The organism is Streptomyces sp. NPDC051219, assembly GCF_040682335.1.
Taxonomy (GTDB): Bacteria; Actinomycetota; Actinomycetes; order Streptomycetales; family Streptomycetaceae; genus Streptomyces.
Window position 1 is genome coordinate 1 of the sequence record NZ_JBFBAS010000020.1, and the last position, 15,803, is coordinate 15,803.

Annotated in this window: 15 protein-coding genes; 8 read left to right on the forward strand and 7 right to left on the reverse strand. The window is 70.1% G+C overall.

What is annotated here, in order from left to right; translation table 11 throughout:
- Nucleotides 1-205: 205 nt before the first annotated feature.
- Nucleotides 206-568 (reverse strand): thioredoxin, encoded by a 363-nt coding sequence (gene trxA, locus AB0M62_RS22030; protein WP_366075973.1) that lies wholly within the window; start codon nucleotides 566-568, stop codon nucleotides 206-208.
- A gap of 116 nt (nucleotides 569-684) precedes the next feature.
- Between trxA and AB0M62_RS22035 the strand changes: the two genes are divergently transcribed.
- Both AB0M62_RS22035 and AB0M62_RS22040 read left to right on the forward strand, forming a co-directional pair.
- Nucleotides 685-2,118: an NAD(P)/FAD-dependent oxidoreductase gene (locus tag AB0M62_RS22035; RefSeq protein WP_366075974.1), complete on the forward strand. Its 1,434-nt coding sequence runs from the start codon at nucleotides 685-687 to the stop codon at nucleotides 2,116-2,118.
- A gap of 99 nt (nucleotides 2,119-2,217) precedes the next feature.
- Nucleotides 2,218-3,015, forward strand: coding sequence for a VOC family protein (locus tag AB0M62_RS22040; RefSeq protein ID WP_366075975.1), 798 nt, complete (start codon nucleotides 2,218-2,220; stop codon nucleotides 3,013-3,015).
- Between the two features lie 47 nt (nucleotides 3,016-3,062).
- Here AB0M62_RS22040 and AB0M62_RS22045 read toward each other — a convergent pair whose 3' ends face one another.
- On the reverse strand, nucleotides 3,063-4,217 hold the full coding sequence (locus AB0M62_RS22045) for a methyltransferase (RefSeq protein WP_366075976.1): 1,155 nt from the start codon (nucleotides 4,215-4,217) through the stop codon (nucleotides 3,063-3,065).
- Between the two features lie 101 nt (nucleotides 4,218-4,318).
- On the opposite strand from AB0M62_RS22045, the gene AB0M62_RS22050 reads away from it, so the two are divergent.
- The 3 genes from AB0M62_RS22050 to AB0M62_RS22060 all read left to right on the forward strand — a co-directional run bounded on the left by AB0M62_RS22050 (nucleotide 4,319) and on the right by AB0M62_RS22060 (nucleotide 8,347).
- A complete protein-coding gene (locus AB0M62_RS22050) occupies nucleotides 4,319-5,284 on the forward strand; it encodes a pirin family protein (protein WP_366075977.1) in 966 nt (321 codons plus the stop codon).
- Between the two features lie 928 nt (nucleotides 5,285-6,212).
- Nucleotides 6,213-6,806 (forward strand): carbonic anhydrase, encoded by a 594-nt coding sequence (locus tag AB0M62_RS22055; RefSeq protein ID WP_366075978.1) that lies wholly within the window; start codon nucleotides 6,213-6,215, stop codon nucleotides 6,804-6,806.
- A gap of 62 nt (nucleotides 6,807-6,868) precedes the next feature.
- Nucleotides 6,869-8,347: a SulP family inorganic anion transporter gene (locus tag AB0M62_RS22060; RefSeq protein WP_366075979.1), complete on the forward strand. Its 1,479-nt coding sequence runs from the start codon at nucleotides 6,869-6,871 to the stop codon at nucleotides 8,345-8,347.
- Nucleotides 8,348-8,571: 224 nt separating this feature from the next.
- Here AB0M62_RS22060 and AB0M62_RS22065 read toward each other — a convergent pair whose 3' ends face one another.
- The 3 genes from AB0M62_RS22065 to AB0M62_RS22075 form a co-directional block, all read right to left on the reverse strand.
- Nucleotides 8,572-8,802, reverse strand: coding sequence for a helix-turn-helix transcriptional regulator (locus tag AB0M62_RS22065; RefSeq protein WP_366075980.1), 231 nt, complete (start codon nucleotides 8,800-8,802; stop codon nucleotides 8,572-8,574).
- A gap of 240 nt (nucleotides 8,803-9,042) precedes the next feature.
- Nucleotides 9,043-9,699, reverse strand: a complete 657-nt coding sequence (locus AB0M62_RS22070) for a histidine phosphatase family protein (protein WP_366075981.1) — start codon at nucleotides 9,697-9,699, stop codon at nucleotides 9,043-9,045.
- A gap of 128 nt (nucleotides 9,700-9,827) precedes the next feature.
- A complete protein-coding gene (locus AB0M62_RS22075; RefSeq protein WP_366075982.1) occupies nucleotides 9,828-11,066 on the reverse strand; it encodes a DUF418 domain-containing protein in 1,239 nt (412 codons plus the stop codon).
- Nucleotides 11,067-11,239: 173 nt separating this feature from the next.
- On the opposite strand from AB0M62_RS22075, the gene AB0M62_RS22080 reads away from it, so the two are divergent.
- Entirely contained in the window at nucleotides 11,240-11,905 is a 666-nt protein-coding gene (locus tag AB0M62_RS22080; RefSeq protein ID WP_366076077.1) for a response regulator transcription factor, read from the forward strand.
- A complete protein-coding gene (locus tag AB0M62_RS22085; protein ID WP_366075983.1) occupies nucleotides 11,902-13,005 on the forward strand; it encodes a histidine kinase in 1,104 nt (367 codons plus the stop codon). The genes AB0M62_RS22080 and AB0M62_RS22085 overlap by 4 nt, the downstream gene beginning before the upstream one ends.
- Before the next feature lie 49 nt (nucleotides 13,006-13,054).
- Here the strand turns inward: AB0M62_RS22085 and AB0M62_RS22090 are convergent, their stop codons facing one another.
- Complete coding sequence (locus tag AB0M62_RS22090; RefSeq protein WP_366075984.1) at nucleotides 13,055-13,966, reverse strand: oxidoreductase; 912 nt, start codon at nucleotides 13,964-13,966, stop codon at nucleotides 13,055-13,057.
- A gap of 87 nt (nucleotides 13,967-14,053) precedes the next feature.
- On the opposite strand from AB0M62_RS22090, the gene AB0M62_RS22095 reads away from it, so the two are divergent.
- Nucleotides 14,054-14,593 (forward strand): helix-turn-helix domain-containing protein, encoded by a 540-nt coding sequence (locus AB0M62_RS22095; protein WP_366075985.1) that lies wholly within the window; start codon nucleotides 14,054-14,056, stop codon nucleotides 14,591-14,593.
- A 73-nt stretch (nucleotides 14,594-14,666) separates the two neighbouring features.
- On the opposite strand, the gene sbnA is transcribed toward AB0M62_RS22095, so the two are convergent.
- Nucleotides 14,667-15,707, reverse strand: a complete 1,041-nt coding sequence (gene sbnA / locus AB0M62_RS22100) for a 2,3-diaminopropionate biosynthesis protein SbnA (RefSeq protein WP_366075986.1) — start codon at nucleotides 15,705-15,707, stop codon at nucleotides 14,667-14,669.
- Nucleotides 15,708-15,803: the final 96 nt, after the last annotated feature.

The window sequence follows — 15,803 nt, forward strand, 5'->3', positions numbered from 1 at the left end:
GGTCTGGAGGGCGATGCTGAAGCTGGCTCGGTCCGGGTCGGTGTTCGGGACGGACTCGGTGGCATCGGTGATCGCGATCCGCAGGGCCTGGTAGGACCTGCGCTGGACGACGGTCCGCCGCGATCCGGCCCGCTACCCCTTCTGACAGGCAGCGGCCCGCGGCCGCTGCCATGGGGCAGCGGCCGCGGGCCACGTACAGAGCCGCCTACTTCGACTCCTGCGCGATCTTCTGCTTGATCTCGTCCATGTCCAGGCCGCGCGCCTGCCCGATCACGTCCTCGAGCAGTGCCTCAGGCAGTGCCCCGGCCTGGGCGAAGACCGCCACATTGTCGCGGACGATCATGAGAGTGGGAATGGAGCGGATCTCGAAGGCCGCCGCGAGCTCCTGCTGGGCCTCCGTGTCCACCTTCGCGAAGACCAGGTCCGGGTGAGCCTCGGAGGACTTCTCGAAGACCGGCGCGAACTGCCGGCACGGGCCGCACCAGGACGCCCAGAAGTCGATCAGGACAAAGCCGTTGTCCGAAACGACCTGGTCGAAGTTTTCCTTGGTGAGCTCAACAGTGGCCATCGCGTGGTCTCTCTTCCTGGCCTGCGGGTGAAGCCGTCCGGCACAACGGCGCACGGCACTCTCGTATTCCGGCTGCCCATGTGGCCAGGGCCCACACCCGGCACCAGACTGACTGCATGACTGAAGCCGTTGAGTACGACGTCGTGATCCTGGGCGCGGGGCCGGTCGGGGAGAACGTCGTGGACCGCACCCGCGCCGCCGGACTGAATACGGCGGTGGTCGAGAAGGAGCTGGTGGGCGGCGAGTGCTCCTACTGGGCGTGCATGCCCAGCAAGGCACTGCTGCGCCCGGTGATCGCGCGGGCCGAGGCCCGGCGGGTGCCGGGGGTGAGCGGTTCCGTGGAGGGCCCGCTCGACGTGGCGGCCGTCCTCGCCCACCGCAACGAGAAGGCCGGGCACTGGAAGGACGACGGCCAGGTCGGCTGGCTGGACTCCCTCGGTGCTCATCTGTACCGGGGGCACGGCCGCCTGTACGGCACCAGGAAGGTGACCGTCTCCAGTCCGGAGGGTGAGCACCACGTGCTCACCGCCCGCCATGCCGTCGTGGTGTGCACCGGCAGCCGGGCGGTGCTGCCCGACCTGCCCGGTCTGGCGGGGGCCAAGGCCTGGACCAGCCGTGAGGCGACCAGCTCCCAGCACGCCCCGGAGCGGCTCGTGGTGGTGGGCGGCGGGGTCGTCGGCACCGAGATGGCCACGGCGTGGCACGGCCTCGGCTCGAGGGTGACGCTGCTGGTGCGCGGCGCGGGCCTGTTGCCCAGAATGGAGCCCTTCGTGGGTGGGCTGGTCGCGCGGAGCCTGGAGGAGGCCGGCGTCGACGTCCGTACGCACACGTCGGTGGAGGCGGTCGTGCGTGACGGGGGGACGGGCCCGGTGACCGTGGTACTGCGCGGGGGCGAGCCGGTCGAGGCGGACGAGGTGCTGTTCGCGACCGGCCGGGCCCCGCGCACCGAGGACATCGGTCTGGACACGGTGGGCCTGGAGCCGGGCTCCTGGCTCGCGGTGGACGACAGCTGCCGGGTGACGGGCAGCAGCTGGCTCTACGCGGCCGGCGACGTCAACCACCGCGCGCTGCTCACCCATCAGGGCAAGTACCAGGCGCGCATCGCGGGAGCGGCCATCGCCGCCCGCGCCCAGGGCGTACCCGTGCTGGATACGCAACGGTGGGGCGCGCACGCTGCCACCGCGGACACCGCCGCCGTGCCGCAGGTGGTGTTCACCGACCCGGAGGTGGCCGCGGTCGGGCTCAGCCTCGCCGAGGCGGAGGGGGCCGGCCACCGGGTGCGGGCCGTGGACTACGAAATCGGCGCCGTCGCAGGAGCGGGACTGTACGCGGACGGCTACAGCGGCCGGGCCCGGATGGTCGTGGACCTCGACCGGGAGATCCTGCTCGGCGTCACCTTCGCCGGTCCCGGCGTCGGCGAACTGCTGCACTCGGCCACTGTGGCGGTCGCCGGAGAGGTGCCGTTGCATCGCCTGTGGCACGCCGTTCCGTCGTACCCGACGATCAGCGAGGTATGGCTGCGTCTGCTGGAGACCTACCGGGACCAATAGGGGCAGCGGCCGACCGGGTGCCCTTCCGCGCGCGCATCCCTGGGTGACTGGTTAGCGTGACAAATCGGACATTCGCCGCGCAGGAGGAAGTGGAGAGTCATGGCCGTGCAACCGGAAGGCACCCCGTGCTGGGTCGACGCGACGTTCACCGATTTGGAGGCCGCCAAGAGCTTCTACGCCGACTTGCTGGGCTGGACCTACGGTGAGAGTTCGCCGGAGTACGGCGACTACACGCAGGCGTACGCGGGCGGCAAGGCGGTGGCCGCCCTCGCGCCCCCGATGCCCGGCCAGGAGAGCCCGTCGGCCTGGTGCCTGTACTTCGCCTCCGCCGACGCGGCCGCCACCGCCGACAGGATCCGTGACGCCGGCGGCCAGGTGGACATGGGACCCATGGAGGTCGGTGACTTCGGCACCATGCTCATCGCGCGCGACCCCAGCGGTGTGTCCTTCGGGGTCTGGCAGGCGGGCACTCATGAGGGCTTCGAGAGGCGCGGCGAGAGCGGCTCCTTCGCCTGGGCCGAGGCGTTCACCCGCGAGCCCGAGGAGACGGACGCGTTCTTCCCCGCCGTCTTCCGGTACAAGACACAGCGGATGGAGGACGACGCGGTCGACTTCAAACTGTTCAAGCTCGGCGACGACACCGTCCTCGGGCGCATGAAGATGGGCGAGGAGTTCCCGCCCGAAATGCCGCCGTACATCAACGTGTACTTCGCCGTCGAAGACTGCGACGCGGCGGTGGAGAAGGCGACACAGCGCGGCGGCCAGTTGCATTTCGGGCCGATGGACACGCCGTTCGGCCGGTTCGCGGCGCTGACCGACCCCCAGGGCGCGGCCTTCTCCGTCATCGACCTGACGACGACTCGGGGCGACATGCCGAAGTTGTCCGACGTCTCTTAGGCCTGGGCACGCAGGGCTTCAGGGGTTTGCCCGGCCGCAGCGGGCCGTCAGTTCCTGGCGGCCCGCAGGACGACGAACTTCGGGTCGCTCGCGACCACTTCGCAGTTGCCGAACAGCCGGCGCAGCTTCACGTGGTAGCCGAGATGCCGGTTGCCGATGACCCACAGCTCGCCCCCGGAGCGCAGCGCGTCCCGGGCGCCGGCGAACATGCGCCAGGCGGTCGAGTCCGTCGTCGCCTGGTGGGTGTGGAAGGGCGGGTTGTTCAGTACCAGGTCGACCGTGCCGGCCGGAATCCCGGCCAGTCCGTCGCCGACCGTGAACTCGGCCTTGGTCTCCGGTCCGGCGTTCGCCCGGAACGTGGCTTCCGCCGATGCCACGGCCTGGTACGACTCGTCGAGGAACACCAGTTCGGCCTCAGGGTTGGCCAGCGCCACCGCCGTGCCGACCACTCCGTTGCCGCACCCGAGGTCGACGACCCGCTCGGGACCGCGGCTGCGCGGCAGGTGGTTCAGGAAGAACCGGGTGCCGATGTCGAGCCGTTCCGCGCAGAAGATGCCCGCGTGGTTGGTGACGGGCATGCCCGGCGCGGCGCTGACGTCGGAGGGCAGCGCGTAGCGGCGCGGCCACGGGCTGGGGGTCCGGGCGAGTTGCGGGTCGGGCGCACAGAGAATGAGCCGCGCCTTCTTCACCGCCAGCGATGTCCGGGTCGGGCCGAGGAGCCTCTCGAAAAGCTTGAGCGTCGAGGTGTGGATCTCCTTGACCATCCCCGCGCCCATCACGACGGTGCCGGCGTGTATCTGAGGCGCCAGGCGGTGCAGCTGGTCCTCCAGCAGTGCGAGGCTCTTGGGCACCCGCACCAGCAGCACGTCGATGCGCTCGGGCGGCGCGTCCCTCGTCGTCAGCAGTCGGACCGCGTCCGCCTCGGCACCACTCCGCGACAAGTTCGCCCGGGTGGCCTGCTGAGTCAGGTACGAGTCGGTGATCTGTACGGGCCGGTGCTCCGCCAGCGCGGTGACCAGGGCGCCCCACCGGTCGCCCAGCACGGCGACGGTGCCCGACAGGTTTACCGGTCCGGCATCGATGCCCGCGAGATGCCGGAGCAGATACTCGTCGGCGGCGTCCCAGGCCCGCAGCGGGTCGCGGGGGTCCTCGGGGAAGCGGGTGAGGGTGAAGTTCCCCCATGACGTCGTCAAACGGTTCATTGTGCGCCCAGGCTAACCGAGTGCCGCGACCACGCGTTCCACTACAGTTTTGGCAGCGCGGTCCGCCGAGGCCCGTGCCCCCGCGGGAATAGGTTTGCGCCATGAGCAATCTCGATCGCCAGGCCACGCTCTCCGTGTGCGGCGGACGCGGCTTTGTCGTCGCCGAGCCGGTACGTGAACTCCTCAGCGCCCGCCAGGTACGGCTGGGCGGGTCCACCGAGGTCCGCAGACTTCTGCCCAACCTCGGCCGCCGGATGGTCGGAGCCTGGTGCTTCGTCGACCACTACGGGCCCGACGACATCACGGACGAGCCCGGCATGCAGGTCCCGCCACACCCCCACATGGGTCTGCAGACGGTCAGCTGGCTGCACGACGGCGAGGTCCTGCACCGCGACAGCCTCGGCAGCCTGCAGACGGTCCGCCCCCGCGAACTGGGCCTGATGACCTCCGGCCGGGCGATCAGCCACTCAGAGGAGAGCCCGAAGCCGCACGCCCGGCTTCTGCACGGCGCCCAGCTCTGGGTGGCGCTGCCCGACGCCCACCGCGACATGGAGCCGCACTTCCAGCACCACGCCGACCTGCCCGTCGTCACCGCTCCCGGCCTCGCCGCCACCGTCATCCTCGGCGAACTCGACGGAGCCGCCTCGCCCGGCATCACGTTCACCCCGCTGGTCGGCGCCGATCTGGCGCTGTCGGCCGGCGCCGAAATCAGGCTGCCGCTCGACCCGGACTTCGAGTACGCCGTGCTCTCCATGTCGGGCGAGGCGCATGTCGACGGCGTCCCCATGCTTCCCGGTTCGATGCTCTACCTCGGCTGCGGGCGCGCCGAACTGCCGCTGCGCGCGGCCTCCGACGCGGGGCTGATGCTGCTCGGCGGCGAGCCGTTCGAAGAGGAGATCGTCATGTGGTGGAACTTCATCGGGCGCTCCCACGAGGAGATCGAGGAGGCCCGGCAGGACTGGACGGGGGGCTCCCGCTTCGGCGAGGTGAAGGGGTACGACGGTGGCCGGCTGCCGGCCCCCGAACTTCCGCCGGTGGCGCTGAAGCCGCGTGGACGGGTGCGCTGACCTGCGGTTATAGGCGTCGGTGCCATGGTCGCGAGTGTGGGTCTCGCGCCTCTTCGCCTGCCATCCCGACGGGGCGCCCGCGCGTTGCAGTGATCCACTCGGTCGCGGTGCGCCAAGTTGCAGGTGCCTGCGCCTGTGACCAGTTCTCATCACTGAGCAGGCGCAGTGACCGAGATGGCGCCGCACCCCTGCCCGAGGGCCAGACGGGCCCGGGGCGCGCCCGCTGATCGCGGGTGCCAAGGGTCGCCCGCCCCGGAAGGTCCGCCGGAGCCGCCGTCCCGGCCGCCTGCGCGGGAATTCGTCCCACGGCCATGCCGGACGCCAACAGCGCCTCAACTGGGGTGACCCTCAGTAGCCCCGCCGATGGGTGACTGTCAAGAGGTGTGACGCTCACGAATGTTTAACGAATCGCCGACTTTTTCGACTCCGTGGTGTCACAGTGACTGAAGAGGCTGGAGTTACTGACCAGTTGGACCAAGTGCTGAGGGCCGAACTCGGGAGGGACAATGACGCGGCGAAACGCGGCACCGTACGCACTCGCCGCGCTGTGCACCCTGTTGCTCGCGGTCCTTGCGCATTGCCAGGCACCCGTGTTCGCCGCCGGGCGAGGGGAGCCGAGCGCCGGAGGGACTTCCGAAGACGCCGACTCCTCACCCGGGGCACCAGGCGAGTCCGACCCGACGGACGGACCCGGCTTGCGCGGCTCACCCGCCGACCCGTCCCGGGACGATCCGCATCCCCTGGACAAGCCACCCCCCTCATCGGCCCTCACGGGTGAGGGCGGCTCCGCCGCCTCCCCCGTGCACGGGGCACCACTCCGCCTCTGATCGATGCGTCGAATCCCGCACGCCCCCCACCAAGTAACTGCGATCCGATCCGACATGACGGCTCACCACCGCGCGCCCCGGCGCGCTGGAGGAACACCCCCATGCACATGCTCATGAAGAATGCCCGCGCCTTCCGGCACCGGGCCGCCGCCCAGGCCGAGGAGTTCGGCCGCCTCGCGGACGGTCAGTCCCCACAAGCGTTGTTCATCACCTGCTCCGATTCGCGGGTGATCCCCTCGCTGATCACCGGGGCCCGCCCCGGCGAGCTCTTCGAACTCCGCACGGCGGGCAGCATCCTCCCCGAACACGACCCCGACCGGCACTCGAGCGAGGCGGCCACCATCGAGTACGCCGTAGAAGTGCTGGGCGTCGCGGACATCGTCGTCTGCGGCCACTCCCACTGCGGTGCCGTCGGCGCGATGGTGCGCCGCGAAGACCTCTCCGCCGTGCCCGCGGTCCGCGGCTGGCTCGAGAGTGCGTCACCCCCGCCTCTCTTCGCCGACGCTTCGTCCCCCGCCATCGCCGAGGCCGTCCAGCACCATGTGCTGCGCCAGCTCCGGCGGTTGCGCGCCTACCCCTGCGTCGCCCGCCGGGCTGCGGAGGGACGGCTGAGGCTGCACGGATGGTTCTACGAGATAGACACCGGCTCCGTGCTCGTCCACCGGCCGCACGACGACGCGTTCCTTCCGCTGTGAGCGCCGCCGACACCCGCGAACGCGGGAACCGCGGACGCCACCGGCGGGCCACGCCGCAGCACGTGGAGCGACCCTCCACCTCGACCCTGCGAGCCGATCTCACCGCGTCCGTCGTCGTCTTCCTCGTCGCCCTGCCGCTGTGCGTGGGCGTGGCCGTTGCCTCCGGCGTCCCGGCTGAACTCGGCCTGGTCACCGGCATCGTAGGCGGGCTCGTCACCGGGCTGCTCCCCGGTAGCAGTCTCCAGGTCAGCGGACCCGCCGCGGGGCTGACGGTTCTCGTCCTCGAAGCCGTCAACGAGTTCGGACTCGGGGCCCTGGGCGTATTCGTCCTCACGGCGGGCGTTCTCCAACTGGTCATGGGAGCACTGCGGCTGGGCCGCTGGTTCCGCGCCATCTCCATCGCCGTGGTGGAAGGGATGCTGGCCGGGATCGGTCTCGTGCTGATCGCCGGTCAGTTCTACGCCATGGCAGACGCGAAGGCGCCCGGCTCGGGCCCGGCCAACCTGCTGGGTCTGCCCGAGCTGCTCATCCGTACGGCCCGCTCGCCCGAAGCGCTGACCGCCTTCGGTCTCGGTGCGGCCACCGTCGTGCTGATGGCAGTGTGGAAACATCTGCCGCCAAAGGTCAGAGTGGTCCCCGCCCCGCTGGCCGCCGTCGCTCTGACCACGTCAGTCGTCGCGCTGTTCGGACTGTCCGTGAAGCGGGTCGATGTGCAGGGGCTGCTGGGCGCGATCCGGCCACCGTCGCTCGACGACCTCGGCAGCATCACGAATGCCGGAGTGGTCGCGGCGCTCGGCACGGTCGTCGCCATCACGCTCATCGCCTCGGCGGAGAGTCTGTTCAGTGCCGCCGCCGTCGACCGGTTGCACAGCGGGCCCGGTACCGACTACGACAAGGAGCTGATGGCGCAGGGAGCGGGCAACGCCTTGTGCGGAGCGCTCGGGGCGCTGCCGATGACCGCCGTCATCGTGCGCAGCGCGGCCAATGTGCAAGCGGGTGCCCGAACCAAGGCGTCACGAGTGCTGCACGGCGTTTGGCTGCTGCTCTTCGCGGCGCTCGTACCGGCCGCGCTCGGCCTCATACCGGTCGCCGCGCTCGCCGGCATCCTGGTCTACTCCGGCTGGAAGCTCATCCCGCTGAAGGAACTCGGGCCGCTGTGGCGCGAGCACCGCGGGGAAGCGGTGATCCTGGTGGCGACCGCGGTCGCCATCATCGCCACCAGCATGTTCGAGGGCGTGCTGGCCGGGCTGCTGCTCGCTGTCGCCAAGACGGCCTGGGAGACGTCGCACGTCCATGTGCAGGTGGACGAAGGCTCTGACCGGAACAGGCCTCTGCGAGTGGTCCTCTCCGGGAACGCGACCTTCCTCCGGCTGCCGCGGATCCTCGACACCCTCGAAGGACTGCCGAAGGACCGGCACATCGAGCTCGACCTGCTCGAATTGCGGCATGTCGATCACGCGTGCAGCACGGCCCTCACCAACTGGGCCGACCGGCACAACAAGGAGAAAGGAGCGGCGCGTGTGCTGATGCCGTCGGCCTGAAGCGCCCCCGCGTACGGCTCGGGCCGTACGGCTCCTTGACAGGGTTCGCCGTACGGCCCGGGTGCAAGTCCCTGGTCTCCACCGGCAGTCGGAGACCGGATGATGCTCGCAGCCGGCCGTAGCGCGTGGGAAGCGGCGAGGGTGCCCCGCGCAGACGGGGCACCCTTCCCCGTCGCCGCGGTCACGACCACCGTCTTCAATCCGGCGCCGTCCCGGGTGGGGTGTCACAGGCCCAGGGAGACGGCCAGGCGTGTGAGTTCCGCCGTGTTGTTGATGTTGAGCTTGGCCTTGATGCGGCGGAGGTAGGCGTCGACCGTGTGCTTGGAGAGTCCCATGTGGCGGGCCGTCTGGAGGTAGGTGCGGCCTGCGGCGATGTGCCGCAGGGTCTCCTGCTCACGGGGGGCGAGGGCAGGGGCGGGAGCTTCGGTGTACGGCGTGGCGAGTGCGAGGCTCATGGGACTTCCTCCGGCGGATCGGCTCGGTCAACTCTGCTCACGCCCTCGGAAGCAGGGGACATATGCCCGAATGCGGCTGTTTTGTCCTCTTTGAAAAGCTTGCTCGGGCGACTTCACAGCGGTGTCCGCCGACTGTCACAGCCGCGTCACAGGACACGTCCGGAGCGCGCCGGCTACGCGAGCGCGCAGAAGAGCCGTATGGCTGGTGGACGCTTTCCGTGACCAGAAGATCACCGATCGCTACATGGCCACTGAATGCGACAGATGGCCGCAGCGGCGCTCCCAGCTGGGAGAGATTGCAGCCCGGGTGCGGCGCGTGCTCATTCGCCGGGCCAGGGCCGGGGTGACGCGGTTGAACCAGACGTTCCAGCCGCCACCGCGCGATGTGAAGGTGACTGTCAGGGGCGGCACATCGAGATGCCAGAAGGCTCTTGCCGGTGCGGACAGAGCGAAGACGAGCGACGCGCGGATAACGGCTGGTTCGGTGATGGCCAATGCGTGGCCCGTGTCAGGTGGCAGGCTGCTCAGCCAGTTCGCGGTTCGGCGGCAGAGCCGGCATACGGACTCGCCTCCGTGTGGCGCGGCATCCGGGTCCGTAAGCCAGGCACTGAACCCGTAGGGGTCGCTGGCGGCGACTTCGCCGACTGTGCGGCCGCGCCACTTGCCGTAGTCGAAGTCGCGCAGCGCGGGCTCGAGTGTTGACTCCAGACCGAGGGCGTCAGCGAGCTGCGCGCAGCGGGCGGAAGGCGCCCGGACGGCCTGCGAGTACGGAGGGAGTGCCGCTCCGGCGGCGCCTGCCGCACGCAGAGCGCGTTCACTCAGCAGACCGCTGCCGAAGACCGCGTCCCTGGTCGGGTCCCCGGCCGTCGCACACAGAAATGTCAGGTGGACCGTCATGCGGCTCACCTCCTTCCTGGCCCGGCATGACGCCGGACGGTGCGAGACGGTCGCAAACCCTCGGGGGCCCGGTGAGGGGTCGTCGGTGAAGGTTGTGTCCCGCACGGGTTTTCATGGTCTGCCGCCGGTCATCTGATCAGGCGGGCGGGGTTGGTGGCGGTATGCAGCATGTATTCCAGTGGTCCTCGCCGGAAGACCCGGGTCCAGGCGAGAGCCAGCAGCATGGCGCCTGCGGCGAAGACCAGGAGGGTCGGCAGGGCTGCGGAGTCCGAGAGGTTGTCGATGGCCGGGGCCTTGAGGGCGAGGATGTGACCGACGTAAGCGGTCAGGGAGATCGTGCCGACCGCGATGACGGGCGCGGCCCACCATCGCAGGCGCGCAGACCGGTCCGTGGCGACGAGGCAAGCGGCCAGAACCGCGACGGCGACGCCGGTGTTGCCCAGGATGGACCAGGTCGTCTGGCTGTGCGGTGCAGCCACCAGCAGCCAGGCGGGAATGCCGGCGGCGGGGTCCTCGCCGACGGCGTCGGACCACCAGGCCGATGCGGCCGCCCCGGTGTCCGTGGCCGCGTTCACGCCGGCCCGCGCGCCCGCGACCAGGTGCAGGGCCAGCCACGAGCCTCCATAGCCGAGCACGGCCAGCGCGCCGCCGGTCAGGGCCATCCTGGCGGGAACGCCGGGCCGGGTGAGGTCGAGCTTGGCGACCGCCATTCCGGCGATGATGAAAGGCAGCCAGGTCAGTACCGGGTACGCACCGGTGATGAACAGCTCGACGATCCCGTCCGTACCGCTGATCCGGGCCAGTGGATCACGGGCGATGACGACATCGGCCCAGCTTCCGCCCTCGACCGCAGCCCGAAGCACATACAGGACCTGGGGCAGTACGAGCGCGGTCGACGCGGCGAGGACGGCCAGCGTGACGGCCCGCAGCCGGTAGAGCGGAAGGGCGAGGACGAGGACCAGGCCGTAACAGGCAAGGATTACGTCGACGTCGGTGTCCATGGAGGTCAGGGCGTATCCAAGGGCGATCAGGACGGCGGAGCGGATCAGTACCCTCCGCACGGCCTGGCTCCCCGCGCGCCCCGTCCGTGGCTGCGGCCGGCCGGTGAGAAGTACGAGGGTGAACCCGGCGAGCAGGGCGAACAGGGCAGCGGACCGGCCACGTGCCAACTCCATCGTCCAGCCCAGGGGGCCACCCACCGACGGTTCGGGACCGACGTGGGCCGCGAACATGCCGAGGATCGCCAGCCCGCGGGCCAGGTCGAGGCCGATCAGCCGTCCTGCCGGGGGCGTACGAGGGTGGGAGCGGCCTGTCCCGGCCGCGGGTGCCACCTCGGACGGCACGGCTGGTGACACGTCGTGCGTCATATGCTCAGGGTTGAGGAAGCTGCCCGACGCAACCATCCGGCAGGTGTCCGGAACCGGCCCGCCGACTGGCTGCCGCAGCCCCGCCGCCCGGCCGGATCTGGTGTCGGGCACCCGCAGGGCGTCCCTCGGCGTGGTACGAATCGGACAGTGGTCCGATGGCGAGTGGAGCACACGTGATCCGGGTAATGGTGGTCGACGACGAGGCCCTGATCCGTACGGGCTTTCAGCACATCCTCAACGCGGCGGACGACATCGAGGTCGTGGCGGCGGTTCCAGGCGGCCAGGCGGTCAGGACGGCACAGGAGATGCGTCCCGATGTCGTGCTGCTGGACATCCGGATGCCGGACGTGGACGGACTCACCGTGCTGGGCGCCCTCCGTCGGCTGTCCCACCCTCCGGTGGTCGCCATGCTCACGACGTTCGACATGGACGAGTACGTGGCGAGGGCACTTCGCTCGGGCGCCGCCGGCTTCCTGCTCAAGGACACCGACCCCGAGGAACTGCCGTTCATGGTGAGGACCCTGGCCGACGGTGGCACCGTACTGTCGTCCAAGGTCACCCGGACGGTCGTGGACGGCTACCTGGACGCCGGCTCCCAGGAACCCGCCGTCCACAGCCTCGACCGGCTCACCGACCGCGAGCGCGCCGTACTCGTCCTCATCGCCGAGGGACTGTCCAACACCGACATCGCCACACGGATGCACCTGAGCACCGGCACGGTCAAGGACCATGTGAGCGCCATCCTCACCAAGCTGGAGGTGGGCGGCCGCGTCCAGGCCGCCCTGCTCGCCGAACGGGCGGGCCTTCTCAAGCCGCCGCGGGACGAGGAGGAGGTATGAGCCCCCGCCGCATCCCCGCCCCGCTGCTGGACGTCGCCCTCGTCGGCGCCTCGTTGCTCGACGTCTGGGTCAATGTCGCCACTGACGAGCCGCTGCGCCTGGCCTTCGCTCTGGCCGCTGCCTTCTCTCTTCTGTTGCGCCGTCGACTGCCGCTGATTACTTTCCTGCTCACCCTGCCCGCCGTCATGCTCTCCGACGCGGTCGTCGCCGCGCTGGCCGCGCTGTACACCCTCGCCTCGCTCACCCGGCGCCGCACCCTGCTGGTCGTGTGCGCCATGGCGTTCACGATCAGCGACATGACCACATGGCCGTCACCGGCGTTCGACCTGTCGGACCCCTCGACCTTGATCACACTGGGCTACACCACCGCGACGGCGGCCGCCTTCGTTTTCCTCGGCCAGCTCGTCCAGGCCCGGCGTGACCTGTCGCTGCGGCTCGCCGAAATCTCCGAGGCGCGTGACCAGGAGCGGCTGCTGACCGCCCAGACCGTGCTGGCCGGCGAACGTGCGCAGCTCGCCCGGGAAATGCATGACGTGGTCTCCCACCAGGTCAGCCTGATCGCGGTGCGGGCCGGAGCGCTCCAGGTGGGCACTCAGGACGCCGAAGTGAAGGAAGCCGCAGCCACGATCCGGCGGCTGAGCGTACAGACCCTGGACGAACTGCGGCACATGGTCAGCGTCCTGCGCGCCTCCGGGGGCCGCCCCACGGAGCTGACTCCTCAGCCGTCCCTGGCCGACCTGCAGCGGCTGGTCGAGACCAGCGGCATCGAGGCCGAGTTGCAGACGGACCTGCCGGACGGACTTCCGCCGACCGTCCAGCGCGCCATCTACCGCAGCGTCCAGGAAGCGCTGACGAACGTACGCAAGCACGCCCCCGGCGCCACCGCGACGGTTCGCGTGCGCCACGGGGACGGAGCCGTCCGCGTCACGGTCACCAATACCGCACCGATCCGGCCCGCTCTCCCCCTGCCCAGTGCGCACTACGGCCTGGTAGGCCTGCGTCAGCGCGCCGCGCTCCTCGGTGGCACTGTCGCCTCCGGCCCGACGGCCGACGGTGGGTACGAACTGCGTCTGGAGCTTCCGGCCGAGGGCGCGTCGTGACCAGGTGGCGCGAGTGCGAGCCGCCAAAGCCTGGACGGCGCTGCGGCCTTCATGCCAGGGGGTCGGTGACCTTTGCCGGCGACAGCAGGTGAAGAGAGAGATCCCAGAGTCGGACGGCGAGGTCTTCCTGCAGTGCCGTTCTGCTGGGAGTTTCGGGGACGGCGGTGCCGAACACCAGTCTCCGGGGGCCGTAGAGGGTGCCGTTGAGGGCGGTCGGATCGGTTGCGGCGCGCAGAGTGGGCCAGGCTCCGGCGGAGGCGGGCTGGGCGGCGACCTTGTCGAAGACCGAGAGGGCTCGCGCCTGCATGCCGGTGTCCTTGCCGAGCTCGGTGGCCGCGTAACCGGGGTGTGCGGCCATGGAGAGTGCGCCACGGCCCGCGTTGCGCCTGGCGAGTTCGGCGGCGAAAAGCATGTTCGCCAGCTTCGACTGGAAGTATGCCGTCCAGCGGTTGTAGCGGCCGCGCCGGAAGTTCGGGTCGTCCAGGCGGATACGGCCCAGGCGGTGTCCCATGCTGGTGAGGGTCACGACCCGGGCACCCGGTGTGGCGTTCAGCCTGGGCAGCAGGCGGAGGGTCAGCGCCATGTGGCCGAGGTGGTTGACCCCGAACTGGGTCTCGAAGCCGTCAACGGTCCTGGACTCGGGTACCGCCATCAGGCCCGCGTTGTTGATCAGCAGGTCGATGCGGTCGTCGGCCAGTTCTTCGGCGAGGGCGGTGATCGAGGACTGGTCCGCGAGATCCAGGGACGCCGTCCGCAGGCGGGCCGGAGCGATCCCGCGATCGATGAGGGACCGGCGGGCAGCGCCGGCCTTTTCCTGGTTGCGGCAGGCCATCACCACCGTGGCTCCGCGCTGGGCGAGGACGCGGGTCGTGGCGAGGCCCAGTCCTGTGTTCGCGCCGGTCACCACGGCCAGGCAGCCCTCGGTGACGTGGGGGACGTGTTCCTCGGTCCAGCCGGCCATGACGCCTCTCCCTAACATGAACGTCGATTCACCATCTATAGTGAACCGACGTTCATGTTAGGTCAAGCGCAAGACGAGGATGGATCCATGGTTCGAGCCGACTCGGCGCTCAATCGGCAGAGCATTCTGGCCGCCGCCGGCACGCTGCTCGCTTCCCGTGGCGAGGCAGTCGGCATGGACGAGATCGCCGCGACGGCAGGTGTCGCTGTGGGGACGCTGTACCGCCACTTCCCCACGAAGTCCGACCTGATCGCCGCCGCTCTGGCCGAACTGACCGAGCGAGTCGTCGCCGATGTACGGGCCGCAGCCGATCGGGTCGACAGCGGCGCCGACCCCGTCGAGGAGCTCCGCGGTCTCCTCGAGTGGCTCACCGGAAAGTCAGCCGCCGACAAAGCGATCAAGGCCGCGGCCACTGGCCTGGCCGCCGACGCCCTTCAGGAGATGGAAAGCCGGGGCTTCGCGGAACTGGATCGCATCACCGTCGTCGCCCACGCCCGTGGGCTGCTCCACCCGGACGTCACCACGGGGGACCTGGCGCTCATCGCAGCCACCGCGCCCGACGACTCGCTGCCCGAGGCAGCACGCGACCGCTGGATCGAGCTGGCACTCCGCTCCGTCCTGGCCTGACTCCTCGCCCGGCAGTAGCGTCCGTCCCGGGCCTGCGGTGCGGCGCAGCGCCGCGCCTCGGGCTCTCTCGTGGTCAACGCCGTGGGCGCGACTGCGGGCCGGCTGCACCTGCCGGGTGAGGCGTGTCTGCCGTGAGGACATCCGCGCCGGCCGGCGGTTCGGGGGCGAGGACATCCTCGCCGTAGAGTTCCCGCACCCAGTTCGTGTGATAGACGGTGTCGAGGTAGTGCTCACCGAGGTCCGGGGCGATGGCCACCGCAGTGAGCCCGCGCGTGTAATGCGAGGCCAGCCAGCCCATGGCGCCGCTGACCACGGTGCCGGTGGAGCCGCCGAAGAGGAAGCCTTTTCTGGCCAGCCGGCGGCAGGCGCGGATGGTGTCCGTTTCCTCGACGCGTACGGCCTCGTCCACATATGACTCGTCGAGCAGTGGCGGCCGGACGCTCATGCCCAGGCCGGGGATCATCCGGCGACCGGGTGGACCGCCGAAGGTGACCGACCCGACGCTGTCCACCGCGACGATCTGCACCGAGCGGTGCCACGTCCGGAAGTAGCGCGCACAGCCCATCAGGGTCCCGGTGGTCCCGACACCGACGAACAGAACGTCCAGTTGCGGAAACGCGCGGGCGATCGCCGGTGCCGTCCTCGAGTAATGGGCCTTCCAGTTGTCCGGATTGGTGTACTGGCTGAGCCACACACACCGGTCGTCCGAGGCGCAGAGCTCGCGGACGTACGCGAGCCGCGCACCGAGGAGCCCGCCGGTGGCCCCTTCTGCGGAGACGACATGCACCTGACTGCCCAGTGCTTCCATCATGAGCCTGCTGGCCAGATTGCAGCGGGAGTCCGTCACGCAGATGAATCGGTAGCCCTTACTCGCCGCGATCATGCTGAGTGCCACGCCGAGGTTCCCGGACGAGGACTCCACCAGGACCGAGTCCGGCCTCAGAGTCCCGCTCCGCTCGGCGGATTCCACCATCTCTGTCGCGGCCTTCAGCTTGATCGAGCCGGCGAAGTTGAATCCCTCGCATTTGAGGAACAGGGGGTGCCCGACAATCGACCGGAGGTCGACGTAGAGCTCCTCCTCATTGAAGTCCTGGGGGACGGATATGACTGGCACGATGGTCTCCTCGTCTGTGGCGGAGCACCTTCGGGATCCCATGGGGGAGCTGGGCTGGGGGCTTCGGTGTGGTGTGCGCTGAGGTGCGGCGGCAGA

Bases quoted from the DNA above. Each gene is read 5' to 3' on its own strand.
- AB0M62_RS22050 (WP_366075977.1), top strand. From the start codon at position 4,319: ATGAGCAATCTCGATCGCCAGGCCACGCTCTCCGTGTGCGGCGGACGC.
- AB0M62_RS22055 (WP_366075978.1), top strand. From the start codon at position 6,213: ATGCACATGCTCATGAAGAATGCCCGCGCCTTCCGGCACCGGGCCGCC.
- AB0M62_RS22065 (WP_366075980.1), bottom strand. From the start codon at position 8,802: ATGAGCCTCGCACTCGCCACGCCGTACACCGAAGCTCCCGCCCCTGCC.
- AB0M62_RS22045 (WP_366075976.1), bottom strand. From the start codon at position 4,217: ATGAACCGTTTGACGACGTCATGGGGGAACTTCACCCTCACCCGCTTC.
- AB0M62_RS22040 (WP_366075975.1), top strand. From the start codon at position 2,218: ATGGCCGTGCAACCGGAAGGCACCCCGTGCTGGGTCGACGCGACGTTC.
- trxA (WP_366075973.1), bottom strand. From the start codon at position 568: ATGGCCACTGTTGAGCTCACCAAGGAAAACTTCGACCAGGTCGTTTCG.
- AB0M62_RS22095 (WP_366075985.1), top strand. From the start codon at position 14,054: ATGGTTCGAGCCGACTCGGCGCTCAATCGGCAGAGCATTCTGGCCGCC.
- AB0M62_RS22090 (WP_366075984.1), bottom strand. From the start codon at position 13,966: ATGGCCGGCTGGACCGAGGAACACGTCCCCCACGTCACCGAGGGCTGC.
- AB0M62_RS22035 (WP_366075974.1), top strand. From the start codon at position 685: ATGACTGAAGCCGTTGAGTACGACGTCGTGATCCTGGGCGCGGGGCCG.
- AB0M62_RS22070 (WP_366075981.1), bottom strand. From the start codon at position 9,699: ATGACGGTCCACCTGACATTTCTGTGTGCGACGGCCGGGGACCCGACC.
- AB0M62_RS22085 (WP_366075983.1), top strand. From the start codon at position 11,902: ATGAGCCCCCGCCGCATCCCCGCCCCGCTGCTGGACGTCGCCCTCGTC.
- AB0M62_RS22075 (WP_366075982.1), bottom strand. From the start codon at position 11,066: ATGACGCACGACGTGTCACCAGCCGTGCCGTCCGAGGTGGCACCCGCG.